At 44.4% G+C, this 26110-nt stretch carries 23 protein-coding genes; 17 read left to right on the forward strand and 6 right to left on the reverse strand.

What is annotated here, in order from left to right:
* Positions 1 to 223: 223 nt before the first annotated feature.
* The 14 genes from DYI25_RS20535 to DYI25_RS20600 all read left to right on the forward strand — a co-directional run bounded on the left by DYI25_RS20535 (position 224) and on the right by DYI25_RS20600 (position 20752).
* Positions 224 to 1141: a DMT family transporter gene (locus DYI25_RS20535; protein WP_213372383.1), complete on the forward strand. Its 918-nt coding sequence runs from the start codon at positions 224 to 226 to the stop codon at positions 1139 to 1141.
* A gap of 371 nt (positions 1142 to 1512) precedes the next feature.
* Positions 1513 to 2280, forward strand: a complete 768-nt coding sequence (locus DYI25_RS20540; RefSeq protein WP_213372385.1) for a 3-hydroxyacyl-CoA dehydrogenase — start codon at positions 1513 to 1515, stop codon at positions 2278 to 2280.
* Positions 2281 to 2412: 132 nt separating this feature from the next.
* On the forward strand, positions 2413 to 4239 hold the full coding sequence (locus DYI25_RS20545; protein ID WP_213372387.1) for a LysM peptidoglycan-binding domain-containing protein: 1827 nt from the start codon (positions 2413 to 2415) through the stop codon (positions 4237 to 4239).
* A 123-nt stretch (positions 4240 to 4362) separates the two neighbouring features.
* The gene (locus tag DYI25_RS20550; protein WP_213372389.1) at positions 4363 to 6411 is read left to right on the forward strand and encodes a sigma-54-dependent Fis family transcriptional regulator; all 2049 of its coding nucleotides are present in this window, start codon (positions 4363 to 4365) and stop codon (positions 6409 to 6411) included.
* Positions 6412 to 6517: 106 nt separating this feature from the next.
* Entirely contained in the window at positions 6518 to 6676 is a 159-nt protein-coding gene (locus DYI25_RS20555) for a hypothetical protein (protein ID WP_213372391.1), read from the forward strand.
* 442 nt (positions 6677 to 7118) lie between these two features.
* Positions 7119 to 8642 (forward strand): class I adenylate-forming enzyme family protein, encoded by a 1524-nt coding sequence (locus tag DYI25_RS20560; RefSeq protein WP_213372393.1) that lies wholly within the window; start codon positions 7119 to 7121, stop codon positions 8640 to 8642.
* Between the two features lie 29 nt (positions 8643 to 8671).
* Positions 8672 to 9817, forward strand: a complete 1146-nt coding sequence (locus tag DYI25_RS20565) for an acyl-CoA dehydrogenase family protein (RefSeq protein ID WP_213372395.1) — start codon at positions 8672 to 8674, stop codon at positions 9815 to 9817.
* A gap of 28 nt (positions 9818 to 9845) precedes the next feature.
* Complete coding sequence (locus DYI25_RS20570; protein ID WP_213372397.1) at positions 9846 to 11000, forward strand: thiolase family protein; 1155 nt, start codon at positions 9846 to 9848, stop codon at positions 10998 to 11000.
* Between the two features lie 177 nt (positions 11001 to 11177).
* Positions 11178 to 12749, forward strand: a complete 1572-nt coding sequence (locus DYI25_RS20575; protein WP_213372399.1) for a fatty acid--CoA ligase — start codon at positions 11178 to 11180, stop codon at positions 12747 to 12749.
* Positions 12750 to 12767: 18 nt separating this feature from the next.
* Positions 12768 to 13850, forward strand: a complete 1083-nt coding sequence (locus DYI25_RS20580) for a CaiB/BaiF CoA transferase family protein (protein ID WP_213372401.1) — start codon at positions 12768 to 12770, stop codon at positions 13848 to 13850.
* A gap of 42 nt (positions 13851 to 13892) precedes the next feature.
* Positions 13893 to 15512 carry a long-chain fatty acid--CoA ligase gene (locus DYI25_RS20585; RefSeq protein WP_213372403.1) on the forward strand — a complete coding sequence of 540 codons (1620 nt, stop codon included), beginning with the start codon at positions 13893 to 13895 and terminating at the stop codon, positions 15510 to 15512.
* A 214-nt stretch (positions 15513 to 15726) separates the two neighbouring features.
* On the forward strand, positions 15727 to 17451 hold the full coding sequence (locus DYI25_RS20590) for an ABC transporter ATP-binding protein (RefSeq protein WP_213372405.1): 1725 nt from the start codon (positions 15727 to 15729) through the stop codon (positions 17449 to 17451).
* Positions 17445 to 19247: an ABC transporter ATP-binding protein gene (locus DYI25_RS20595; protein WP_342032546.1), complete on the forward strand. Its 1803-nt coding sequence runs from the start codon at positions 17445 to 17447 to the stop codon at positions 19245 to 19247. Before DYI25_RS20590 ends, DYI25_RS20595 begins: the two co-directional genes overlap by 7 nt.
* 101 nt (positions 19248 to 19348) lie before the next feature.
* A complete protein-coding gene (locus DYI25_RS20600) occupies positions 19349 to 20752 on the forward strand; it encodes an ATP-binding protein (RefSeq protein ID WP_249745566.1) in 1404 nt (467 codons plus the stop codon).
* Between the two features lie 362 nt (positions 20753 to 21114).
* Here the strand turns inward: DYI25_RS20600 and DYI25_RS20605 are convergent, their stop codons facing one another.
* From DYI25_RS20605 to DYI25_RS20620, 4 genes are all read right to left on the reverse strand, one after another.
* Positions 21115 to 21366, reverse strand: a complete 252-nt coding sequence (locus DYI25_RS20605) for an alpha/beta-type small acid-soluble spore protein (RefSeq protein ID WP_213372407.1) — start codon at positions 21364 to 21366, stop codon at positions 21115 to 21117.
* A gap of 496 nt (positions 21367 to 21862) precedes the next feature.
* Positions 21863 to 22045 carry a YfhD family protein gene (locus tag DYI25_RS20610; protein WP_213372409.1) on the reverse strand — a complete coding sequence of 61 codons (183 nt, stop codon included), beginning with the start codon at positions 22043 to 22045 and terminating at the stop codon, positions 21863 to 21865.
* A gap of 88 nt (positions 22046 to 22133) precedes the next feature.
* A complete protein-coding gene (locus tag DYI25_RS20615; RefSeq protein ID WP_213372411.1) occupies positions 22134 to 22253 on the reverse strand; it encodes a YfhE family protein in 120 nt (39 codons plus the stop codon).
* A gap of 67 nt (positions 22254 to 22320) precedes the next feature.
* Positions 22321 to 23220, reverse strand: a complete 900-nt coding sequence (locus tag DYI25_RS20620) for a TIGR01777 family oxidoreductase (protein WP_213372413.1) — start codon at positions 23218 to 23220, stop codon at positions 22321 to 22323.
* Positions 23221 to 23320: 100 nt separating this feature from the next.
* Here DYI25_RS20620 and recX point away from each other — a divergent pair, with 100 nt between their 5' ends.
* A complete protein-coding gene (recX, locus tag DYI25_RS20625; RefSeq protein ID WP_213372415.1) occupies positions 23321 to 24133 on the forward strand; it encodes a recombination regulator RecX in 813 nt (270 codons plus the stop codon).
* A gap of 16 nt (positions 24134 to 24149) precedes the next feature.
* Here recX and DYI25_RS20630 read toward each other — a convergent pair whose 3' ends face one another.
* Positions 24150 to 24827, reverse strand: a complete 678-nt coding sequence (locus DYI25_RS20630) for an SDR family NAD(P)-dependent oxidoreductase (RefSeq protein WP_213372417.1) — start codon at positions 24825 to 24827, stop codon at positions 24150 to 24152.
* A gap of 89 nt (positions 24828 to 24916) precedes the next feature.
* Here DYI25_RS20630 and DYI25_RS20635 point away from each other — a divergent pair, with 89 nt between their 5' ends.
* Positions 24917 to 25252 (forward strand): YfhH family protein, encoded by a 336-nt coding sequence (locus DYI25_RS20635; protein WP_213372419.1) that lies wholly within the window; start codon positions 24917 to 24919, stop codon positions 25250 to 25252.
* 82 nt (positions 25253 to 25334) lie between these two features.
* On the opposite strand, the gene DYI25_RS20640 is transcribed toward DYI25_RS20635, so the two are convergent.
* On the reverse strand, positions 25335 to 25517 hold the full coding sequence (locus DYI25_RS20640; protein ID WP_023625563.1) for a small, acid-soluble spore protein K: 183 nt from the start codon (positions 25515 to 25517) through the stop codon (positions 25335 to 25337).
* Between the two features lie 118 nt (positions 25518 to 25635).
* Between DYI25_RS20640 and DYI25_RS20645 the strand changes: the two genes are divergently transcribed.
* The gene (locus tag DYI25_RS20645; protein ID WP_213372421.1) at positions 25636 to 25908 is read left to right on the forward strand and encodes a YfhJ family protein; all 273 of its coding nucleotides are present in this window, start codon (positions 25636 to 25638) and stop codon (positions 25906 to 25908) included.
* The last annotated feature ends 202 nt before the right edge of the window (positions 25909 to 26110 follow it).

Here is a 26110-nt window from a genome sequence, read left to right on the forward strand (position 1 = left end):
CAGGAATAGCATTCTGGATATTAAACCTCTTTTTGTCGGTTTTTGATGGATTTTATGTTAAACCATTCTTTTAACCTATGAGGTTATGATACAATTTTCCCTTCTTTTTGGTACTTATTATTCTGAGTGGTAAATAATTGGTATTCCTTTCTCTTGCCCTTTTGGAAAAAAGGAGTAAAATGATAGTTATGCTTTAACCGTTTAAATGAAAGAAGGATGCATCATGAAAAACCTTAAAATATATTTGATTCTTACTGGTGTCATGTTTTTATGGGGGATGAATGTAACGGCCCTTAAGATCATAGTAGGGAACTTCCCCCCAATTACGATTACCTCGCTCCGCGTCTTCACTGCCGGAGTCTCGGTTTTTATTATTCTATTTTTCATAAAAAAAGTCCGGCTGCCATCCCGGAAAGAATGGTTATATATAATTGGCGGAGGAATCCTGAACGTCACTGGCCACCATCTTTTCCTCGGAATTGGCTTAAAGGAAACATCGGCAGTAAATGGAGGACTGATCCTCGGGCTGGGACCATTGCTGACTGCATTAATGGCTATTTTGTTCCTTGGAAGAAACTTGACATTTGTACGGACTCTTGGCTTTATTTTTGGAGGTATTGGCGTCACTTTGACTGTATTGGCAGGAAGCACAGGCTTGTCAGGAATGTCGATCGGTGATTTTTATGTGTTTCTGTCGATTTTTTCACAGGCGATCAGCTTCATCATTATTTCTAAAGCTGCGAAAACCCTGGATCCCCGTCTGTTAACGGGATATATGCTTGTCTTTGGTTCAATTCTGCTGTTTTTTATCGGACTATGGAAGGAGCCAGATGGATTAACGAGCCTGGGAAATGGTTCCCTTGGATTGTGGAGCATATTTTTTGCATCAGCGATTTTCGCCACGGCAGTAGGCCATATGCTCTACAATTATGCAATTGGCAAAGCCGGACCGGCGGAAGCATCAATTTTCCTTAATTTAAATACATTCCTTTCAATCTTGTTCGCAGCCATCTTCCTTGGGGAAAATATTACATCCTCTCACCTGTTGGGACTGATTTTCATCGTTTCCGGTGTCATATTCGGTTCAGGAGCGCTTGAGGAATTGGTGTTGAGAAACAAGATGAAACGGAACGCAGCTTAATATTGAAATTGGATGCAGGGCTTCGGCTCTGTTTTTTTGTCTAGGTTAAAATGAAACCAAAGGTATTAAAACCGATCATGTGCAGCAACGGGGAATAAATCAGCTTCAAGAGGGAATAAATTCGAACGAACGTGGATTAAAATTGATCCAACGAGGAAAAAAATCATTCCAACGGGGATAAAGTAATCAAAATACAGTTTGGCTGGTTAAAAGTCTCCACCCCAAAGTCGCAAGTGTCCATTTATCCATAAAACTGTCCTGTTACTGGACACTTGTCTCTAATAATCTCTTTATTTTCATGAAAAACAAACCTGGCACGATTCTTGCTTTATATAAAACTAACAATTTTATAGAAGTGGAGGTCATACAAAATGAAAATGAATGGAGCAATAGCGATTGTTACAGGTGGAGCGTCCGGTTTGGGGGAAGCGACTGTCAGGAGAATTGCAGAGCAGGGGGGGAAGGCTGCGATCCTTGATTTGTCAGTGGAACGCGGCAATGCTCTCGTTAAAGAACTTGGGGAACAAGCAGTATTTATAAAAACAGATGTAACGAGTGAGGAAGAAGTATCGAATGCCATCAACAAAGCAATTGAATCATTTGGGTCGATCAACACGGTTGTGAACTGTGCGGGAATTGGAGTTGCGGGCAAGCTGTTATCACGAAAAGGTGTCCATTCCCTGGACATGTTTTCGAAAGTAATCTCCATCAACTTGATCGGAACCTTCAATGTCATCAGGCTTGCTTCAGAACAAATGTCTAAAAACGAAGCTAATGAATTCGGAGAGAGGGGCGTCATCATTAATACAGCATCCGTTGCCGCATTTGACGGACAGATCGGGCAGGCTGCCTACAGTGCTTCCAAAGGCGGGGTTGTCGGCATGACGCTGCCGATTGCAAGAGAGCTTGCTGCATATGGCATCAGGGTCATGACAATTGCACCGGGTTTATTCCACACCCCAATGTTCGACACGCTGCCTGAGGAAGCAAGGGATTCGCTTGGTAAAATGGTGCCATTCCCACAGCGGCTTGGTTATCCAGAGGAATATGCGCTGCTTGCTGAAAGCATCCTGACAAATACAATGCTGAATGGCGAAACAATCCGCCTGGACGGAGCCATCCGGATGCAGCCGAAATAATTTTGCGCAAGCCCTTTCTCACAAGGATGAAAGGGCTTTTTAGTGGAAAAATTTAAGCGTTGTTGAAATTCTTAAAAACGAATATGATATTTTTGCAATATAACATTTTACGAGAGAGCAGGGACAACGAGAGTGACAACTAAATTTATTAGAATTTTCATGCTTTCATTCATTGCGATAGTGATCGCATACCCGCAATTCGCTTCTGCGATGGCGGAGGTCACTTCCTTCAGCCAGTCCACAGGAACGGTTGCATATCAAGGGAACAGCGTACCAGGATATGTAACGTTTGAGCTGAAAACAAGTGAACCGACGCGCGGATATATTTTAGCAGTGGGCAATGGTGTTCAGACCCAAATCAACCTTTCTACTACAGATTTTAAAACAGTCCATAAAGTAGATTGGGTGCCATGGGATGACACGAAGAAAACTCCATTGCCAGCTGGGGAATACCAGCTGAAGGCATATTTATCTGATCAAGGCTACAACCAGATGCAAGGTTATCCACTTGGTAAATTGACCGTTGTATCAGAGGCTAATCCCAAGCCATTGTTTGACCAGGTTTCAATTAATCCTGACGTGTTCTCACCAAAATATGGCGGAGCATCAACCGTCCAGATTCCTTTTAACCTGAACCGCCCAGCTGAAGTTCAGCTAAGCATTTGGCAAAATGGTGCGGAAGTTTTTGCGGGCAATAAAATGAAGCTTTTGCCTGGAAGCCATTCCGTAAGTTGGAACGGAACAGATAAAGCTGGCCGAGTTGTTGCGGATGGAGCTTATGATGTCAACTTCAATTATATTGAGACAGCATATAATTACCCAGCAACCAGACAATCAGCTCAGAAAGCTGGAACAATTACGATCAAAGATGGTGAATATAACATCCCGTTATGGAGACTGAAAGAGGTCGTTACGGATGCTGTCTTCACTTCTGATGTCATAAGCCCTGACGGTGACGGTGTTAATGACACTGTTACTGGGCAATTTACTTTGGCAGAGACGGCAAAAGTATCTATCTATATTGCGAATGCCGCAGGCGCGCATATGAAAAATGTCGTTACCGAGCAGTCTTTCCAGGCGGGGACCCATACTTTTGTATGGGACGGAACCGACTTTATGGGAGGCAAAGCGGTTAACGGAAATTATTATATTAAAGTGATGGTGATTGAAGGAGCGAATGCAGGCTATATCTCTTTCATGGACTCAGTGAGTTTTGAAGGTGGATATGAGGTTAAAGCGCTCCAGCCTGAAAAGCGTGTAAGGATAATTACAGAGACCGCGAAGCTTTCTGTATATCCAATGGGGCAGGGCTATACCGCTGTAAAAGGTGATACATTCCCATTAATCTCCGAAACAATTGAAAATGGCCAGTACCAGGTACTTGTCAAGGAAGGTGTGTCAGGAACTATCAATGCAAGTGACGTAGAGCTTGTTGTTGAAACTGTTCCGCCAGCAGTTCCAAACACTGCTGAATACACTGTGGTAAGCGGTGATACTCTATGGAAAATCGCAGCTAAATTCAACACTTCTATTTCCGAAATTGTCACCCTGAACAATCTTGATCCAAATAAATACCTGTATATTGGGCAAAAGCTAAAAGTACCAGCGACAGTTTCACCTGAACCAGTACCACAGCCTGTTATCCACACGGTGCAATCAGGGGATACTCTCTGGAAAATTGCCCAGAGGTACGGTACAACGATTGATGCAATTGTTAAAGCAAACAATCTAGACCCAGCCAAATACTTGTATATCGGCCAAAAAATCACGATCCCATCTACAACATCAACTCCAGAGCCACCGGCAGTTCAGCCTGTGATTCACACAGTTGTGAGCGGTGATACGCTTTGGAAAATCAGTGTCAAATATGGCACGACAATTGATGCAATCGTAAAAGCGAATAATCTTGACCCGGCCAAGTACTTGTATATTGGTCAGAAAATTACGATTCCACGCTAGTTCAAATCCTGCTCCTCATTTGGGAGCAGGTTTTTATTTTGCAATAATTGTATCTTTCCGGAACAGTGCTTTATAATATAAGTTATAATATTCAGAAACTTTTTTGGTAGAGGAGGGAAATGATTGATTGAATTCAGGGATATCGTGACTCCTGTCGACTGCCATGTTATTGAAAGCACAACATTACGAGAAGCACTAAGTATTTTTAAAGAAAAGAAATGGAATCTGCTGCCGGTGACAGATGCCACACAGAAGTTGCAGGGTGTTTTTACCCGGAGCGGGCTTTATCAAATGATCCTCGATGCCAGTCCGCTGGATGCACCAATCCAGCCATACATAAAGAAGCAAGCAAGGTCAATTCGTATAGACACCCCTTACCGGGAAATCGAGCAACTTGTAAAAACGAGCAAGGTTGGCACCGGTGTTGTACTTGATGAGCAAAACAAGGTCATCGGTTTACTGACCAAGACCGACATGGTGGTCGCTCTGTTAAAATCTGCAAATACACTCAAGGATCAGCTGGAAACAATCCTGCAGCACTCCAATATCGGGGTACTCATGACTGACGGCGGGATGCAGATAGTTTATGCAAATGAAGCTTTTGCCCAAATTAGCGGCCGGTCAGTTGATTCAATTATGTCCAGGAAGCTTGACGAGATTTTTCCTGGCTTGCTGGAAGAAGACAATTCGCCTCATCATTATGAAAAATTTAAATCGATTCTCCATATCTCTTCCTATGAAACAGTGAATCATGATGAAGGGAAAATCCTGTTGTTCCAGGATATTTCCGAATTTGAAAAAATGGCAGAAGAACTGGAGACGGTCAAAAAACTGAAGCTGACAATCGAGACGACGCTCGAAAATGCGTATGATGGGATTCTGATGACCGACGAAAAGAACATAATCACAATGGTCAGCCCTCCGCTGCTCGAACTGTTCAACCTGGAAAAAACAGAAGTTTTATATAAACCAGTTGAGCAAGTGCTACCGCAACTGAAGCTTGGCAATGTGTTCAGCTCAGAAATGGCGGAAGTCAGCGATTTTAACGAGATGAACGGAATTAGATACATTGTCCATCGAATTCCCATCAAGAAGGATGGCAAGGTAATCGGAGCAATTGGAAAAGTGATGTTCCGCCAATTGAATGAGGTCAGCGAGTTGTTCAAGAGACTTCAGAAAGCGGAGAACAAGGCAAGCTTTTACCATCAGCAGCTGCAGAAATCAGAGTCAGCCAGATTTACATGGGATCATATTTTCAGTGAAGATCCTTATATGGAAAAATTGAAGAAAAGTGCAGCCAAAGCAGCGAAAGGCAGATCCACTGTATTGGTCAGGGGGGAAAGCGGCACCGGAAAAGAGCTGTTTGCGCATGCCATCCATAACAGCAGTGCCCGGGGCGAAGGCAAATTTGTCGTCGTCAATTGTGCCGCTATCCCAGAGGACCTGCTCGAATCGGAGTTTTTCGGATATGAAGAAGGTGCCTTTACGGGGGCAAAACAGAGAGGGAAAATCGGGAAGTTTGACCTTGCGAATGGCGGGACGCTATTCCTCGATGAAATAGGAGACATGTCACTGTCGCTCCAGGCAAAACTGCTGAGAGTCCTGCAGGAGCGGGAGTTTTACAGGGTAGGCGGAAATGTCCGCGTGAAGGTCGATGTCCGCATTATCGCGGCAACAAACCGCAACCTCGAAGAAATGGTGAAGCAGGGGGAATTTAGGGAGGACCTTTACTATCGCTTGAACGTCATATCGTTGAACATTCCGCCTCTGAGGCAACGAGTACAGGATGTCGAGTTTTTGATCACTGGGTTAATGAAAGAATTGAACTCAATGCTAGGCACTAGCATCACCGGTATCTCTTCACAGGCAAAGGCGGCATTGCTCCGTTATGAATGGCCGGGCAATGTCAGGGAATTGCGGAATGTTCTTGAGCGCGCCATGACCTTTGCCGAGCATGGGAAAATTCAGGCCGAGGACTTGCCGGACTACTTAATCTCACAACTATCCAGCCCGCTCAGCGAACAAATCAGCCTTGCAGAGGATGCCGAGCTCGGAGCCATCAAAAAAGCCCTATCCCAGACGAACGGAAACAAAGCAAAAGCAGCAAGACTGCTGGGCATCAGCCGTTCAGGCCTTTATGAAAAAATAAAGAAATATCAGCTGAGCGTATAGGAGGGTAAATGTATTCTAAAAAATACTGGTTCTTGATGCCGCCTTTCTTTTTGTTTGGAATGCTGCTACTCATCTTAGTACCAGTGGAAAAAAGGGCGTTTATATTTTGGGTGCCGCTGATATTCTGGGCTGTTTATTATTGGTGGGACCGGCGCGATCGAAAAAATTAACTGTATCTCCTGGCGAACTGGAAAAAACACGTGATTTTTTCCAGTTCGCCAATAAAATGAAGGAATTTCCAATAAAAATTGAAAATCGCCAATAAAGTTGTGAACTTCGCCAATAAAATTGTGAACATAGCCAATAAAAGTTGAACTTCGTCAATAAAAGCTGTGAGCTTTACAAAAAAAGTGAATTTCACTCATTTAAAGATGAACTTCCTCCAATAAAAATTGAGTTTATCCAATAAAGTGGGGGATTTGACCAAAAAAATCGATCTCGCCATTAAAATAGAATGCAAAAAAAATCTGCGGCCGCTTTTTCTATGGCAGATTGCCGATGAGAAGCAGTTTTTCCCTCCCATTTGCAAGAATTATGTAATCCATCCAAGTGTCCAAACAAGGTGTCCAATATTTGGACACTTAGATGGACATCTGCGAAGATCCTCACTTGGTTTAACTGTATTTATCATTTTCGGAAAATTGGCATAATTATTGCATATAAGTAAATGAATGCGTTTCCAAATTAAACTAAGGGGGAAGTTCTGTATGGATATCGGATCATATTTAGAGCAAAATGCCAGGAAAACACCAGAGAAGCTTGCAATTGAATGTGAAGGAAGGAGCTATACGTACAAGCAGTTTAATGAGGAAGTGAACAAGCTAGCCCACGGGCTGCTCAGCCTGGGGATCAACAAGGGCGATAAGCTTGCTTTAATGATGAAGAACTCTGATCAGTTTGTATTTGCTTTTTTTGCTGGAGCTAAAATTGGTGCGGTAATCGTACCGGTGAATTTCCGCCTGACAGCATCCGAGGTCCATTACATACTTGAACAGTCTGGAACTGTCCTGGTTATTTGTGATGATGAGTTCGAGGATATCATCACTTCAGCACGTGAAGGAACAAATGCAGTGCATGTCATCACGACGGGAACCCCTAAAGCAGTTGGACATCATTCATTCGCTAATGTCCTTTCCGACAATGTCACTGATCCACAAATTGAAGTCAGCGATCATGATGATCTTGAAATCTTATATACATCCGGGACGACCGGCAGGCCAAAGGGTGCCTTGTTTGACCATAAACGAGTCTTCAATGTCGGCCTGACGATGATGATCAGCATGGGCATCAACCAGGAGGAAAGAATCCTCCATATCGCACCGCTATTCCATTCGGCACAGCTTAATCTATTCCTGATTTCAGGCGTCGTCCTTGGGGCAACCCATATCATCCATCGGGATTTTCATCCGGTTACAACGCTCGAAGCAATCCAACAACATAAAATCACCCACTTCTTTGGAGTCCCGGCAATGTACAACTTTATGCTACAGGTGCCGAATGCTTCTGATTACGACCTTTCTTCGATCAAAAGATGCGGCTATGGTGCTGCACCAATGGCTCCGGAACTTGTCCGAAAAAGCATGGAACTTTTTAGGACTGACCAATTTTACAATCTTTGCGGCCTGACCGAAGCTGGTCCTGGCGGCATCCTGCTTGGTCCTGAAGGTCATAAAAACCATCTTGGAAAAGGGGGCAAAGCCGCATTCCTGACTGAAGCAAGAGTGGTGGATGAAGAAGGAAAGAATATCAAGCCAGGTGCGGTCGGAGAGTTCGTCATCAAAGGCGAGTCCATTATGAAGGAATACTATAAGAAGCCGGAAGAAACGGCAAAAACAATCAAGGACGGCTGGCTTTATACCGGGGACCTGGCAACGATCGATGAAGATGGATATGTCACTCTCGTCGACCGGAAAAAAGACATGATCATTTCTGGCGGGGAAAATGTGTATTCAATTGAAGTAGAAGAAGTTCTTTATGAACATCCTGCCGTACTGGAGGCAGCGATTATCGGACTGCCAGATGAAGTATGGGGTGAAGCCGTCTGCGCAGTCATCGTGCCAAAGAAGGATGCAGTCGTTGATGAGCAGGAGCTTAAGAGCTTTTGCCGCCAAAAACTTGCAGGCTATAAAGTTCCGAGAAAGATATTTATCGAAGAGACATTGCCAAGGAATGCTTCTGGTAAAATCCTGAAATACCAGCTTCGACAGAAACTGAATGAAGTGAAGCTTTAATAGTTTGAGAGAAAAGGGGAGAGACAAATATGAAACACCCTTATTTAACAGATGACCATGAAATTTTTCGCAGGTCACTAAGGAAGTTTTTAGAGAAGGAAGCTTATCCGTTCTATGACCAGTGGGAGGAAGAGCGGATGATCCCACGGTCATTCTGGGAGAAAATGGGCGAGCAGGGTTATCTTTGCCCTGATATCGATGAGGAATACGGCGGCAGTGAAGTCGACTGGGGATTCGCGGTGGTCATCAATGAAGAGCTCGAGCGGGTCGGCTCAGGCCTGGTTGGCGTAGGGTTGCATAATGACATCGTAGTTCCGTATATAACTGCATATGGAACAGAGGAGCAGAAAAAACGCTGGCTGCCAAAATGTACGACAGGTGAAATCGTTACTGCGATCGCGATGACAGAGCCAGGGACCGGTTCGGATCTGGCGAACATACAGACAACCGCGATCCTTGATGGCGACCACTATATTGTAAATGGACAAAAAACCTTCATCACCAACGGGATCCAGTCTGATTTGATTGTTGTAGCCTGCAAGACCGATCCGAAAGCGAACCCGAAGCATAAAGGTGTCAGCTTGCTTGTAATTGAGCGGGATACACCAGGTTTATCACGAGGGAGGAAGCTGAATAAGGTGGGGCTGCACTGTCAGGATACGGCAGAGCTTATTTTCGAAGATTGCCGGGTCCCAAAGGAAAACCTGCTAGGTGAGGAAGGTAAGGGATTCCTTTACTTAATGGAAAAACTCCAGCAGGAACGCCTGCTTGTTGCGATTGCCGCGCAAACAGCATCTGAGGTCATGCTGAAGCAGACAATCGAGTATGTGAAAAGTCGAGAAGCATTTGGCAAGCCAGTCAGCAAGTTCCAGAATACGCAATTCAAGATTGTTGAGATGGCGACAGAAATCGAAATGGGCAGAGCTTTCCTTGACCAGCTGATTGCTGAGCATATCGAGGGCAAGGATGTTGTCACAAAAGTATCGATGGCAAAGTGGAAGCTGACAGACAGCGCGAAGAAAATCGCCGCGGAATGCATGCAGCTCCATGGCGGTTATGGATATATGGAAGAATACGAGATTGCGAGGAGATTCCGTGATATCCCGGTTGCCAGTATTTACGCCGGAACGAACGAAATCATGAAAACCATCATTGCTAAAAACCTAGGATTGTAGACAAAGATTCACAGAAAGGAAGATGAACATGCGTGAAGTTGTAATCGTCGAAGCCGTCAGGACACCTGTTGGCAGAAGAAAAGGTTTATTGAAGGATATCCGGCCGGATGAGCTGGCTGCAGGAGTTTTAAAAGAGGTTGTGAAGCGGGCTGGAATCGATGCAGGGCTTGTTGAAGATGTCATCCTGGGCTGTGTGACACAGTCAGGTGAACAGGCCGGGGATATTGCCAGGGTAGCTGCTTTGACTGCAGGCTTTCCGATTGAAGTACCAGGAACAACGATTGACCGTCAATGCGGGTCAAGCCAGCAGGCAGTTCATTTTGCTGCCCAGGCGATCCTTGCGGGGGACATGGATGTCGTCATTGCCGGCGGCGTTGAGAATATGACACGTGTTCCAATGGGTTCGAATTACCAGGACGCTAACCCTTTTAGCCCTAAATTAAGAGAACAATACGAGATGATCCATCAGGGCCTATCCGCGGAACGGATTGCGGAGAAGTACGGCTTTACCCGCCGCGACCTTGATGAATTCTCTGCAGAAAGCCATCGCCGAGCTTTGAAGGCACAAGCAGAAGGTTATTTTAAAAAAGAAATCATGCCGCTAGAGGTCACCCTTGAAAATGGTGAAACGACTTTGATGACGGAGGATTCAGGACCTCGCGAAGGAACCACGCCTGAAGTTTTGGGCGGGTTGAAAACGGTCTTTAAAGAGGATGGTGCCATCCATGCCGGGAACTCGAGCCAGATCAGTGACGGTGCCGGTGCCCTGCTTTTGATGAGCCGTGAAAAAGCCGAGGAGCTAGGATTGAAACCGCGCTTCAAGGTTCACACCAGAGTTGTGGTAGGTTCAGACCCGACGCTGATGCTGACAGGTCCAATTCCGGCAACGGAAAAAGTCCTCAAAAAAGCCGGCTTGAAGCTGGAGGATATTGATGTCTTCGAAGTGAATGAAGCATTCGCGCCTGTACCGATGGCATGGCTGAAGGAAACTGGAGCGGATCCAGCAAAACTCAATCCGAATGGCGGCGCCATCGCGCTTGGACATCCTCTTGGAGCGAGCGGCGCCCGCCTGATGATTTCGATGCTGCACGAACTTGAACGGACCGGCGGCCGCTACGGCCTGCAGACGATGTGCGAAGGGCACGGAATGGCAAACGCCACTATTATTGAACGTCTGGATTAAAAGATTCCTAACACTCAATGGCGCCCGAAAACAACAGAAGTGAGAAAAACAGGTCACCAATAAGGGCTATTGGCGCCCGAAAATTGCAAAAAAGAGAAAAACAGGTCTCCAATGGCACTACTATATACAACTACTCTGTAAAGCATAAAAACGACATTTTATTTAGGAGGAATGCAAATGAGCACGACGATCGGCAAAATTTTTGACCTGACCGTAATGAAATTCCCGAACAAGGAAGCCCTCTATGATGTCCGCAGAAATGTCCGCTTTACTTATAGTGAATGGAATGATGAAGTGAACAGGCTTGCCAATGCCCTCCTTGCTGAAGGAGTGAAGAAAGGCGACCGAGTTTCTACATTCACGTTTAATACCGAAGAGTTGGGTACTGCGTTTTTCGCCTGTGCGAAAATCGGAGCAGTCTTCAATCCAATCAATTTCCGGCTGATGGGAGAGGAGGTCGCCTTTATCCTGGGTGATGCCGAGCCAAAGGTTGTTCTCTTTGAAAAGGCCGTAGAGCCAGTCATCGCCGCCATTGAAAAGCGATTCCCGCATATCGCTTTCTGGTACATCGACGAAGATACACCAGAGTATGCTCAAAGCTACCATGAAAAAGTTCAAGCTGCTGAAACGAAGCCTGTTGAGATTGAAGTGGACGAAAACGACCTTTACGCGATCATGTACACAAGCGGGACAACCGGCAGGCCTAAAGGAGTTATGCACAAGCACCGCAATATGGTCGAGCAGAGCTTGATCGTTGTCAGTTCAACCAAACTGGATGCAAATGATGTAGGTCTCGTGACTGCGCCGATGTTCCACTGTGCTGAACTGCATTGTGCGTTCCTGCCAAGAATCCATGTTGGCGGCAGCAATGTTATCCTCCACCAATTCGCACCAAAGAAAGTGCTTGAACTGATTGATTCGGAAAAAATCACGAAGTTTTTTGCGGCACCAACAATGTGGAACATGCTTTTACAGGAGAATCTAGAAGACTATAACATTGCAAGTCTGAAGCTCGGCCTTTATGGAGCAGCCCCTATGGCGCCATCTCTTGTCCATGCCTGTCATGATAAGCTGGGCATCAAGCTAGTCCAGGCGTATGGAATGACGGAAATGGGTCCTGCGATCACCTTCCTTTCTGAGGATGACCAACTGACAAAAGCAGGTGCTGCAGGCCAGGCTTGCCTTAACCATGAAATCAGGATTGTCCGCCCGAATGAGGATGGCCCTTCCGATCCGGACGACGTCCTTCCGTCACGCGAAAGCGGGGAAATCATCGTCCAGGGACCATGCATGATGTCAGGCTACTTCAATCGTGAAGAGGCTTCTGAAAAAGCGATGTATAAAGGCTGGTACCATTCAGGGGATATTGGCTACCTGGATGAAGAGGGGTATCTCTGGGTGAAAGACAGGGTAGATGACATGATCATCAGCGGCGGTGAAAACATCTATCCTCGTGAGGTAGAAGACGTTCTCCATGCCCATGAAGGTGTGCTTGATGTTGCGATCGTCGGCCAGCCGGATGACCGCTGGGGTGAAACGGTAACGGCTTTTGTCGTGAAAAAAGATCCACAGGTAACAGAAGAGGAATTGGATGGATGGTGCAAAAACAGTGACAGCCTGGCAAACTACAAACGCCCGCGCAAATACCTGTTTGTGGATGCACTTCCTAGGAATGCGAGCGGCAAGATCCAGAAATTCATGCTTAGAAAGCAAATGGATGAAATGTTTTCAAAAGGGCAGCCGACGTAAAGGAAAGGGATTTTTATCATGTTAGACGGAATTAAAATATTAGACTTCACCAATTATATCCCTGGACCTTTTGCGACGCTGAGGCTGGCTGAACTCGGGGCTGAGGTTGTCAAAGTCGAAGCACCCGAGGGAGACCCAGCAAGGAATACAGGGGGAGGATATGTATTCAATGCGCATAACCGCGGCAAGAAGAGTATTGTCATCAATCTGAAGCAGGCAGAAGGAAAGATGCTCGCTCTTGACTTACTTGCGAGGGCGGATGTGGTTGTTGAGAGCTTCAGGCCGGGAGTCATGGATAAGCTCGGCCTCGGTTATGAAGCGGTAAAAAGGACTAATCCTGGAATCGTCTATTGCTCGGTGACGGGATACGGCAGGTACGGAGATATGAGCAGCCTGGGCAGCCATGATTTGAATTACATGAGCTTGAGTGGTGCTTTGGCTCAGATGAAGGACAGCGAAGGCAGACCTATTCATCCAACCCATACGTTTTCTGACTATATTGGGGGGATGGCGGCTAGTGAGCGAATCCTTGCCGCATTAGTAGCTCGTGGGAAAACCGGGGAGGGAAGCTATCACTGCATTTCCATTGCTGACAATATGGCTTCTTTGATGGCAAACCATGTCATGATTGAAAAAGAAACAGGTTACCAAAATGGCGTTTCCGTGTTGAACGGTACTGTGATTGGATATGGCCTGTACGAAACGATGGATGGCCGTTATGTCAGCCTTGGAGCTCTTGAGCCAAAGTTTTGGCGCAATTTTTGCAGTGCTGTCGGCCGGGAGGATTGGCTGCCAGCGCATTATTCCAGGCCGGAAAACTCAAATTCTGTTTACCTTGAGCTTGTTGATCTGTTTAAAAGCAAGTCACTCTCACAGTGGGCAGATTTCGGCATGAAGGTCGACTGCTGCCTTACACCTGTACTTGAGGCAGGAGAGCTGGCTAACTATCCATATTGGAGCGAAAAGGATTTTGTAATGTCAGAAGGCCAGATTAAAATGCATGTAGATTTGCCAACACAAGAGGGAGCGGTTCCGCCAAGAAAAGGAGAACAGACAGAAGAGATTTTACAAGATTGGCTTAGTATTAAAAGCAGCAAATAAAAGAAGATTTCTATTTTTAAAAGCGGAAGGGGAAATGTCGGTATGATGAATGTTCCATTGACAGTAGGATCGCTATTGGAAAGAGCGGAAAAGTTTTTCCCGAAAAAGCAGGTGGTGTCCAGGACACTATCAGGTATTCACCGGTTCACTTACAAGGAGATTGGCGAGCGGACCCGCAGGCTTGCCAGTGCGCTTGAAAAGCTGGGTGTGGAAAAGGGGGACAGGGTCGGCACCTTTGCCTGGAATCACCATCGCCATCTTGAAGTCTACTTCGCCGCTCCGGGGATGGGGGCAGTGCTTCATACAATTAACATCCGACTGTCACCAGAACATGTCTCTTACATTATCAATCATGCAGAAGATAAGGTGTTGCTTGTCGATGAAGACCTGGTGCCGCTGATTGAGCGGAGCAAGGATCAATTTAAAACGGTAGAGGCATACATCATCATGACCGACAAGGATGAACTGCCGGAAACAACATTGGAGCCAGTCTATTCCTATGAGGAACTTCTTCGCGAGGGTAGTCCGGAATTTGAATTCGTGAAAGATCTAGATGAAAATGATCCAGCTGGGATGTGCTACACATCGGCAACAACTGGGAATCCGAAGGGCGTTGTTTATTCTCACAGAGGCATCGTTCTCCATAGCTTCGCTTTCGGGTTGGCGGATACGGCAGCACTTTCTGAAACCGATGTCGTCCTGCCTGTGGTCCCAATGTTCCATGCCAATGCATGGGGTCTGCCATTCGCAGCGACATGGTTCGGCTCGACTCAGGTGCTGCCTGGACCACTGTTCACGCCTAAGCTGCTAGCTGATCTTATCGAACAGGAAAAAGTCACCTTCACCGCAGGAGTGCCGACGATTTGGCTTGGCTTGCTGAATGAGCTTGAAAAAGGAAGCTATGATACCTCTTCACTAAGATCGATTGTCTGTGGTGGTTCTGCTGCGCCGCGAGGCATGATCAAAGCGTTTGAAACAAAATACAAAATTCCATTCCTGCACGCATACGGCATGACCGAGACCACTCCGCTGGCAACGGTATCACGTCTGAAGAGCTACCAGGTAGGATTGGAAGAAGATGAAATTTTAGACATCCGCTCTAAGCAAGGACTCCTTGTCCCAGGACTAGAAATGAAAGTCATCGGCGGAAATGGTGAAGTGAAGTGGGATGGCGAGGAAATGGGAGAACTATTATTGCGGGGCCCGTGGATTGCGGATGAATATTACAAGGATGAACGTTCGGCAGATGCATTCCGCGATGGCTGGCTGTACACTGGGGATGTGGCCACTGTTGATGAAGAAGGCGTCATCAAGCTGGTCGACCGTACGAAGGACTTGATTAAGAGCGGCGGAGAATGGATCTCATCGGTCGATCTTGAGAACGCCCTGATGGCTCATGAGGCTGTATTCGAGGCGAGTGTCGTTGCCGTTCCACACCAGCAATGGCAGGAACGTCCGATTGCTTGCGTCGTACTGAAGGAACAATATAGAGGCAAGGTCGACAAGCAGGAAATACTAGAATTTATCGCCCCGCAGTTCGCCAAGTGGTGGCTGCCGGATGATGTTGTATTCATGGAAGAGATCCCTAAGACCTCAGTAGGGAAGTTCCTGAAACGCGCTCTAAGGGACCAGTTGAAGGATCATCTGGTGCAGAACTCATGAAAAAATATATTTAAAGCAGCATCGTCTTAATAGGCGATGCTGCTTTTTTAGTTGTAAAATTGCTAAGGATTTTTATAACACAATTTAACGACCAAAAGGCAAAATAAAATTATTCTCTTTCAATTCAAAAAATTCACCAAAAGAGGTATGATAGTAGATATAAAATTCGAAAGTCGAAATAGTTATAGGTCGCTTCAACGGAGGTCTTATCTTCATGAGTATATTTTCATTTGTAAAACCATATCGCATCCCGATTGCGGCTGCGCTGAGCTTGATGCTCGTCGAACTTGCGGTTGAACTTGTGCAGCCGCTCTTGATGGCTAAAATCATCGATGATGGAATTATCGCCAGGGACCTGGATACTGTCATTAAATGGGGCGGGGTCATGCTGGGGATTTCATTCCTTGCTTTTGCATCCGGAATCACAAATTCATTTATTGCTGCCCATGCAGGCCAAAGTTTTGGCTACGATTTGCGGGAGAAGCTTTTCGCCAAGGTCCAGGCTTTTTCCTTTACAAACTTCAGTAACTTTCCTTCCTCTTCTTTGATCACGAGGATTACCAATGACGTGACACAGCTGCAAAATACCTTTTTTATGAGTCTGAGGATTGCGATGCGCGCTCCATTGTTGGTCATTGGCGGAATCGTTATGGCTATGTTTGTTCATGTGAAATTGTCGCTTGCATTTGTCGTTATTATCCCGCCTCTTTTGATTTTCCTGATATGGATTATGACTAAGGCGGCAGGCTTGTTTAAAAGTGTGCAAAAGCGCCTCGACAAAGTGAACGGTGTCATGAGGGAAAACCTTGTCGGTATGAGGCTTATCAAGGCATTTGCCAGAGGTGGCTATGAAGGTACAAGATTTGAAAATGCGAACAATAATCTCAAGGATAAAACCGTGTTTGCTTTAAGGGTCACCGAGGTAACGATACCAGTCCTCCTGCTTTTCATGAATCTGAGTGTCATCGCTGTCCTTTGGTTCGGAAAAATAGAAGTCCAAACTGGAGCTGTCTCGGTCGGTGATGTGGTTGCGATTGTCAATTATGCAGCCAGAATCACCACTGCATTTTCGATGTTTTCATGGATTATCATGGTATTCTCCCGTGCCCGGGCGTCTGCTGAGCGTGTGACTGATGTGCTGAATGAGGAAATCGATCTGGAAGATACAATAGAAAGCAGTAAAGAGTATGGGATTACTAAAGGGGAAATTGAATTTGACAATGTATCATTTCAGTTTCCGAACACCAATATCCCAATCCTCCAAAATCTATCCTTCTCCATTGCGCCTGGTGAAACCGTGGCTGTACTTGGGGCTACTGGTGCCGGGAAAACATCGATGTTCCAGCTTATTCCCCGGTTATATGATGTAACCAGAGGGGAAATCCGCATCGACGGACGAAGCATCAAGGACTTTAAACTGAAAAGTCTCAGAGAAGGGATTGGCTACGTCCCCCAGGAGGCTTTACTGTTCACAGGTTCTATCAAGGAAAATCTGGCATGGGGTAAAGAGAATGCGACCTATGAGGAAATGGTTAAGGCCGCATCTCATGCCCAAATCCATGAAACGATCAAAAAACTTCCAGATCGGTATGATACACTTCTGGGGCAAAAAGGCGTCAATTTGTCTGGCGGTCAGAAACAGCGACTATCCATTGCGAGGGCTCTAATCAAAAATCCAAGAATCCTGTTGCTAGATGACAGCACAAGTGCGCTTGATTTAAAAACGGAAGCAAAGCTGTTAGATTCGATAAGCAAATATAAATGCACAACAGTCATCATTACCCAAAAAATAAGCACTGCTAAGGAAGCAGATAAAATCCTGTTGCTTGAAGATGGTTCCTTAATTGGGTCCGGAGACCATGAGTACCTGTTGAAGCATTCTTCCCTTTATCAGGCTATTTACGAATCCCAATTCGGGGAGGTGAAGGCAGAGTGTTAAAAAAGCAAAAAGAAAGGAAAACAGACCAAAAAGGAAATAATACTGCGAGGGGAATTGTACCGACGGTTAAGAGAATTTGGTCATACCTTGCAGACCAGCGGCGCCTGCTGATCCTTGTTCTATTAATGGTTGTGGCGAGTTCTGCCTTTGGCTTATTAGGACCATTCCTGATTGGATGGGGAATTGACGAGTATTTTGCAACAGAGTCCACTGATGGATTCATCTGGCTGTTAGTTGGTCTTGGTGTTGTGTATGGGATGCACTCCATCTCCTTATGGCTCCAGAGCTACTGGATGATCGGGATTGCCCAAAAGACAGTCTATACAATGAGGAAACAGCTTTTCACCCATTTCCATAAGCTGTCGATTGATTTCTTCAACAAACGTCAGCATGGTGAATTGATGAGCAGGGTAACCAATGATATTGAGAATGTCAGCGTAACACTGAATTCTTCAGTTATCCAAATTTTTTCTAGCGTGCTTACCCTGGTAGGAACTCTCGTCGTCATGATTTGGCTGAGCCCCTTGCTCACCCTGGTCACGATGATCATTGTGCCGCTGATGTTCATGGGGATGAAGTGGATAACGAGCCGGACAGGGAGGCTGTATAAAGAACAGCAGCGCCGGCTTGGAGAAATGAATGGGTATATTGAAGAAACGATATCTGGCCAGAAGATCATTAAATCCTTCTCACAGGAAACGAAAGTTATTGAAGAATTCCGTAAAAAAAATAAGCAGTTGAAGGAGTCCGGTTATTGGGCTCAGACCTTTACGGGTTTCATTCCGAAACTAATGAATATGCTCAATAACCTGAGCTTCACCATTGTGGCTGCAGTTGGCGGTTACTTTGCTCTTAGAGGGTACGTATCGATTGGGACAATCGTTATTTTTACTGAATACTCCAGGCAGTTCACAAGACCGCTGAATGACCTGTCGAACCAGTTTAATACATTGCTTTCTGCAGTAGCAGGGGCTGACAGGGTTTTTGATATCATTGATACGGAAGAAGAGGCGGTCGATGAGAAAGAAGCCGCCCCCCTTCATAACATCAAGGGTAAGATAGAGTTCAAGGATGTTTCTTTTTCATATGAAAAAGGCGGTGATACAGTATCTGATTTGAAATTCAAGGCTGAACCTGGCCAGAGTGTTGCTTTGGTTGGACCTACAGGCGCCGGAAAGTCCACGATCATCAACTTGATTTCACGATTTTATGAACCAGATGAAGGCTTGATTTTAATTGACGGATATGACAGTAAAAAAATCACTCGTGAAAGCTTGCGTACACAAATGGGATTTGTCCTCCAGGATTCATTCCTTTTCCAGGGCAGCATAAGAGAAAATATCCGTTACGGCAGACTGGACGCAACAGATGAGGAAGTAGAGCAGGCTGCAAAGGCAGCGAATGCCCATTCCTTTATCCAACGGTTGCCAGTAGGGTACGATACCGTGTTGAGCCAGGATGATGCCGGCATCAGCCAGGGGCAAAAACAGCTGTTGTCCATCGCGAGAGCCATCCTGGCTGACCCATCAATTTTGATTCTCGATGAAGCAACAAGCAGTATTGATACGATTACAGAGCTTAAAATCCAGGAAGCACTCCAGCATCTGCTGAAGGGAAGAACAAGCTTCATCATCGCCCATCGGTTGAATACGATTAAAAGCGCAGACCAGATTATCGTCATTGAAAATGGCCAAATCATTGAAAAAGGCAGCCATGACGAACTGTTGGTACAAGAAGGTTTTTATCATAATCTTTATACGAGCCAGTTGGAAAAGAAAATGTTAATGAATTATTAGGGAGCCTCAGGGCTTCCTTTTTTTTCTGGAAAAAGCGGAGCGATGCATGGAGACAATCTTCCCTGTAAAATATGACAAATTTCCCGGGGAATAGAGGATTCATGAAAAGTTTGTCGTATTCCTTAAAGGAGAAAGCGAACCACTTGAACAGAGGCATTCTCTGCGCAAGAAAAGTGTATTTTAAAACCTCTTCGAATGGAGAAGATAAAATGCTCATCGAGAAGCTTTTATTAAATGTATTAATTATCCTTCTGCCAATCTTTATTCATAGTGTACTTTTTGATAATAAAAGGGTTGGGAAATCTCCTTACTTGTGCGGTGTCCTCCAAAGTATTGCTGTGTTTCTGTCTCTAGTGTTTTCATTTGAGGAAGGCGGTTTGTATTGGGATCTTCGTTATGTTCCATTGGTATTGGCCTTTCTATATGGTGGACCGATAGCGGGTGCTATGGTCTTGTTCTCCTATCTGGCAACGAGGACATTTATGGGCGGGGATCTTCTGCTTGGGTATGCCAGCGGTTTTCTGGCAGCGCTTATTCCATTCATATTCATGAAGAAATTTTGGACCTTCGATGCAAAGAAGAGAATTAGGACAGCAGTTCTAGTTGGTTTATGGCCTTCACTTTCAATGCTGCTGATTCTTGTGGCCAATATTTTCATAAATGATGCAACAGCTGAAGATACAAATCAAATTATGATGAATGTAGCGATTTTTGGCTTAATACAGATTTTCGCCGTATGGGTTGCTGCGATTCTGAATGAGTCCTTGGTTGAGAAGGATCTAATGAGAAAAGAAATCCTGCGCGCAGAAAAACTGAATACACTGGGTGAACTAGCTGCATCAATCGCCCACGAAATCCGGAATCCGTTAACAGTGGTAAAAGGATTCCTGCAAATGATGCATAAGCAAGAAAAAGGGGATAATTATTATTATTTGAGCCTCGTCCTGGCCGAACTTGGCAGGGCGGAATCAATCATAAATGATTATTTAAATTTCGCAAAGCCCCAATTTGAAAAAAAGGAGGATGCTGAGCTGGCAGAAATCATCGCTGATGTCACATTGCTTTTAGAGGCTTTAGCTGCAAAGGAAGGGGTCCAGGTGAATGTTCAGCTCGAATGGGGGATATGTGTAAAAACGGATCGGAACCAGCTGAAACAAGCTCTTGTGAATATTATAAAGAACGCGATCGAGGCTACGGATGATGGCGGGGAAGTCAACATCAGCCAGGCTTCAGCAGGTAATGAATCATATGTAGTGATTTCGGATACGGGAAAAGGAATGGATAGTGCGCAAATCGCCAGACTTGGTACATTATTTTATACAACTAAAGACAAAGGTACAGGGCTTGGAACCTCTGTTTCGATAAAAATCATTGAGGCTATGGGCGGAGCTATTTCATTCAAGAGCGAAAGAGGAGTGGGGACAGAGGTCACTATAATCCTGCCGACGTTCAAGAAGGAACGAGCTGAAAAACCTGATCAGGACCAGATGAATGACGCAATTTAAAAGTAGTTTTCCGGAAATAAACACGCATTAGAAAAAGCGAACCGGAATTCGGTTCGCTTTTAAGTAACTTGCTACTCCACAAGATTTATAAAAATCATCCATTATAAACTTTTTGCCGCGGTACAAAATTCCACTTGACCATTTTTTAACCTAAACGACACAAGCCCTACCTCTCTTGTATCCTTACGGCTCCGAAGCCGATCCAGTGTGAATAAGTTGTTACCTAAAAATAAAAGCAGAACGCCATTAATTGTTTACATAATAATTTGTTGTGTTTCAAGTTACTTCTTTTTTGGCGAAGCTTTATTATTATATGTTATTTTCCAGCAGATGTCAATCGTTTTTACAAATTGTTAAAATCCTTACTGCTTACGCAGATTTTCTTGTGCCATTTTAACGAGTTCACGAACCATGTTTCCTCCCAGTCTGCCTCCAACTTTACCAGCTTCCCGTGTTGAAATGTTTCCGTTATAACCCTTGTTTAAGGGAACGCCAATCTCTTTGGCTGTCTCGTATTTGGCGTCCTCCGCTTTCATTGTTCCCGCAACCTGCGCCTTCAAGTCATCCAATGCCATTCTAGCTTCAGGTACAAGTATTTTATTCCTTCTTGCCATCAATGATCCCTCCGTATTGTTAAAATGCAGCTTCCAATTAAAATTAGTATTTGATTTATTAATGTAAATTATTTGGCCCTGACATAATGAATAATGGTTTGGAGCATTTGGAAAAAGGGTAATATTAATAGCGATTATTTATCACCATACTTACCAACAAGAAAAAACACTATTTTTCGAGTGCTCCACAGACTTATCCACATTATCCACAAAAAAGGCTTGGAAAAATTGTATGATAAAAATCCAATAATAGTAAGCGATATGAGGAGTTATTAACATTGTCCACACTTATGTTGATAACTGTGAGTCATATTTATTTTTGAACAATTCGTGAAAGCCATTGAGTAAGTTGGGGGGAGAGTGTATAGTAAAGATATCAAAAGTTAGTGAAAACATTCACAATATAAATCCCGATGCTAACTGTTGATATATTCCCCTTCCCTTTAAAAGAGAAAGCAGAATCCTGTATGGATTCTGCTTTCTCTTTTATTTAGGGTTATTTTCGGTTTTTTGCTCGTCCATCTGCTGCCCTTGATCGTGCCAGCGCTTCAAGATCAGCCTGATCGGCAAGCTCGCGGTTGAATTCCACGTCGATTCCATCAGATTTCATATTTTTAGGAACCTGAGGAAGCGAAGCTTTGTTACGGTCACGTGTTTTATGTCCATGCGAACGACCCATTCGAAAAAACCCCTTTCAGGATAAAAGTACGGAAATATAATCATTTCCGTACTTTTATGTTCCGCAATAAAGAGATGATTAATGCTAATTATCTCTTTCCATTTGTATAACCGGCAGCTCTGTCGGCCTTCTTGAATTCATGGCTGTATGTAACTTCCTGCATGCTTGATAAATTGCTTTTCATCTTATCGCGTTTCTTCTTTTCCATTGGTTGTCCACCCTTTCAAAGTGATATACATTACCAGTATTTCCTTGTTGAAAGGGATTAAACAGCTTTATTTGCCGAAAATTTCTTTGAGAGCCTCAAAAAGTTCAGGATACCTGAATGCAAAACCTGCGTTGAGGAGTTTTTCTGGAATCGCACGTTGCCCTTCCAATACAAGAATGCTCATTTCTCCCAGCAGTATTTTTAGCGCAAATGAAGGCACAGGCATCCAATGAGGACGATTAATGACCCGGGACAAGGTTTCTCCGAATTGCTCCATCTTGACCGGGTAGGGGGCTGTGAAATTAACAGGGCCGATCACTTTAGTATTTTCGATTGCGAAAATGATTCCTCGTACCACATCCTCTATATGAATCCATGAAAGCCATTGCTTACCGGAACCAATTTTTCCTCCAGCAAAAAATTTATAGGGAAGGACCATCCTCGGCAGGGCACCAGCAGTGTTATCAAGTATGACGCCAAAGCGGCAAAGTACAGGTCGAACTCCTATTTCATGAACCTGGGCGGCTGAAGCCTCCCATTGATCGACTGTGTCGGCTAGGAAGTCGCTGCCTTTATTTGATTGTTCTGTAAACTCTTTGCTTAAAGATGTGCCATAATACCCTACAGCACTTGCATTAACTAAAACAGAAGGCTTTATCGGCATTATTTCAATTATTCTTTTGACCTCAGCAGTTGCCTGCAATCGGCTATCAATAATTTTCTGTTTATACTCATCCGTCCATTTGCTATTGATCGTCGCGCCAGCAAGATTGACAATAGCATCTATGCCTTCGACTTCCTTTTCAGGTCTGTCTCCAGGGTTGAGCCATTGGATATACTTAGGGTTACTGCTTTGTGATCCATCTGAATTCCGAGTTAATATATATACTTGGTGGCCTGCCTGTATCAAATGACGGCTTAGGACCTTGCCAACAAGTCCTGTTCCTCCAGTTATCGCTATCTTCATCATAATCCTCCTCAAGAAATCCTCATATTAATATAGTACTTCTTTTAATATGATAAACCTCCTTTGAATGTGTTAAAGTTTCATTAGAGGTGAAAATCACATGCCAGTGATCACAAAGATTTCCGTCCAAAAACATAATAAAGAACGATACAGCATTTTTACCGACAGCGGACGAGGGGAAGAGTATGCCTTCAGCGTTGATGAAGATATACTGATTAAGCACAACCTGAAAAAAGGGATGGAGCTCGATGACTTTTCAGTAACAGAAATGCTTTTCCAGGATGACATCCGCAAAGCTTATAATACAGCGATCAATTATTTAGCACACCGCATGAGGTCTGAAGCTGAAGTACGTGAATACCTGATAAAAAAAGAAATTGCTGAACCAGTCATAAAAGAAGCAATCCATAAATTATATGAATACAAATTCCTGAATGACGAGGAGTTTGCCAATGCATTTGTCCGAACCCAGCTCAATACGACGGACAAGGGAGCCGAGGTCATTAAAATGGAATTAAAGAATAAAGGGATATCTCCAGATCTGATCTCTAAGGTAGCAGAAGAGGTTTCGTTCGATGAACAGCTGGAAAAAGCGATTAAACTTAGTGATAAATATGCACAAAAGAATAAGAAGGATTCTTCAAGAATTCTTAAACAGAAGATAGAGCAGATGCTTCAGCGTAAAGGATATTCCTTCGCGATCATCCGGGCTGCCCTGGATGAAACAAAAGTGGAGAAAGAAGAAGACGATGAGATGGACGCATTAAGGATTCAGGGGGAGAAGCTGCACAATAAATACAGTAAAGTGCCAGAACGTGAATATAGGCAAAAGCTGAAAATGGCGTTGTACCGTAAAGGGTTTCCAATGGAAATGATTGATGAATTCATTTCTGAAAAAGAAAATGAGGAATAAAAAAATCATGACAATGTCATGATTTTTTGGATTCTATAACAATTTCGTCTTTTTCGAGATTTTCGATGATGATTTCCGCCACTCCAGCGGGGGAGCGAAGTCTTGATGGGTCAGCTACATGTTCGCTTTCATCCCAGAATGGGGTGTTCATGCCTCCCATATAGGCAGCGACGAAACGGATTCCTGTTCCATCGTACTCCTTTTGCAGGCTTTCAGTGAAGCCTCTGACTGCAAATTTGCTGGAGCAGTAGATTGCCTCATTCTTTTTACCGCGAAGGCCTGCGGTTGATACGATGTTAAGGATCAGACCAGCATTATTCAATTCCAGGTAAGGAAGAATCGCTTTCGTCATTTGGATTGTCCCGAAGACGTTCGTCTGGAACATCTCTTCAATTTCTATGTCGGATGTTTCGGAGAACGGGCCGAAATGACCGAGACCTGCATTATTCACGAGACCGTATATCTCATGCTTTTTGCTGATCAATAGAGCTTTTTCCTTTATATCCTCAAGGTTGCGAAGATCGAGTGCCAGAGCAGTGGCGCTGCCGCCTGATTGTTCGATCTGCGCTTTTACGTTATTTAGCTTATCCTCAGTTCTTCCAGTTAAAATCAGATGGTAGTCCTGCTTGGCCAACAGCAACGAGAGTTCTCTCCCAAGTCCGGTACCGGCTCCAGTAACAATGATCGCTTTCATGATAGCCTCCTTAAAATAACATGCTATAATTCAGTTATAACGTAAATGCTTGTATGTTAAAAGCGAGAACAATCCAGGAGTGAATATATATGGCTAGAGAAAAACGTTACAGCGAGTTGAATGAATACGAATTGAACCAGGAAATCGCCAGTCTTCGGGATAAGGCAAGGAAATCAGAGCAGATGGGGATGGTAAGTGAACTTGCCGTTTATGAACGAAAAATTGCTATGGCCAAGTCCTATATGCTGAATCCTGATGATTTTAAGCCAGGCGAAATTTATGCTATTGATGGCGATCCGGGATCTTTTTTCAAAATTGATTATATGAATGGCGTATTTGCTTGGGGCGAACGCCTTAATGGAGATGGAAAAGAAGAAGCACTGCCGATTTCTCTCTTGTTAAAATTGGAACAAAACCAGATGTAAGTATCTGGTTTTGTGTCCGTATTCATTTCAGAACCCAGTGGAGACATGTACCTCGATTGATCCTCTTGTAAGCAAGAGCTTCTTAATGGTCCTTGATAACTGCTGAAGTGTCATCCTCACGGTGAGAGGATGCGTACATACGCTCCTGAGGATGAGTATTGATGGTGCCATCAGCTCTTCTAGAAGCATACTCAGCTTTTGCCCGAGGTTCGCCCTCAAGCTTATTGTTGTTCTGGTTTGGGAAGTTGGTTACTTTATTTCGCATATAGCCCTCCGTGACGGGTGGAATTTACGTGTATGCCTTTATAGCTGCACGCATTTATAGTATTAGAGGAAGAACAGTCATTCATAACTACATTAAAAATTGGCAAAGGGTGATTACGATGCAAGAAACTCATGAAAGGCTAGCCAGCCTGCTAAAGGAAAAAAACAATGGCATCACTTATGAACAGGCATTGACATGGGTAGAGCTTTTGTGGGGAGACTTCGAGTCCACCTACGCAAAAGCAGGACATGAATATATGGGCAGCGAAATGACTGAAAAAGTCGTCCGTCAATGGATTGAAAATTACGGTGGACAGCTGCATGAATTCGTTGCCAGGAATCCAAAGTATAAGCATTTATTGGATCAGCAGGATTCTGGAAATACGCACTAAAGACTTAATCCTCTTAATAAGGGGATTTTTTTCTGTCATGGACGACCTTGCAATAATATAAAATGCAAATCGAGTCATAATGGAGTGAGAATCAAAGTTATGGTCAAATAGAAGGTAAGCTCCGCCTAAAAAGAAGTGCACCGAGGAGTCTCGATCGCAGAAATGTTCTAGCCCCCGAAAAGAGGCACCACCCAGAAGTATG

Source organism: Mesobacillus boroniphilus (assembly GCF_018424685.1).
GTDB classification, from domain to species: domain Bacteria; phylum Bacillota; class Bacilli; order Bacillales; family Cytobacillaceae; genus Mesobacillus; species Mesobacillus boroniphilus_A.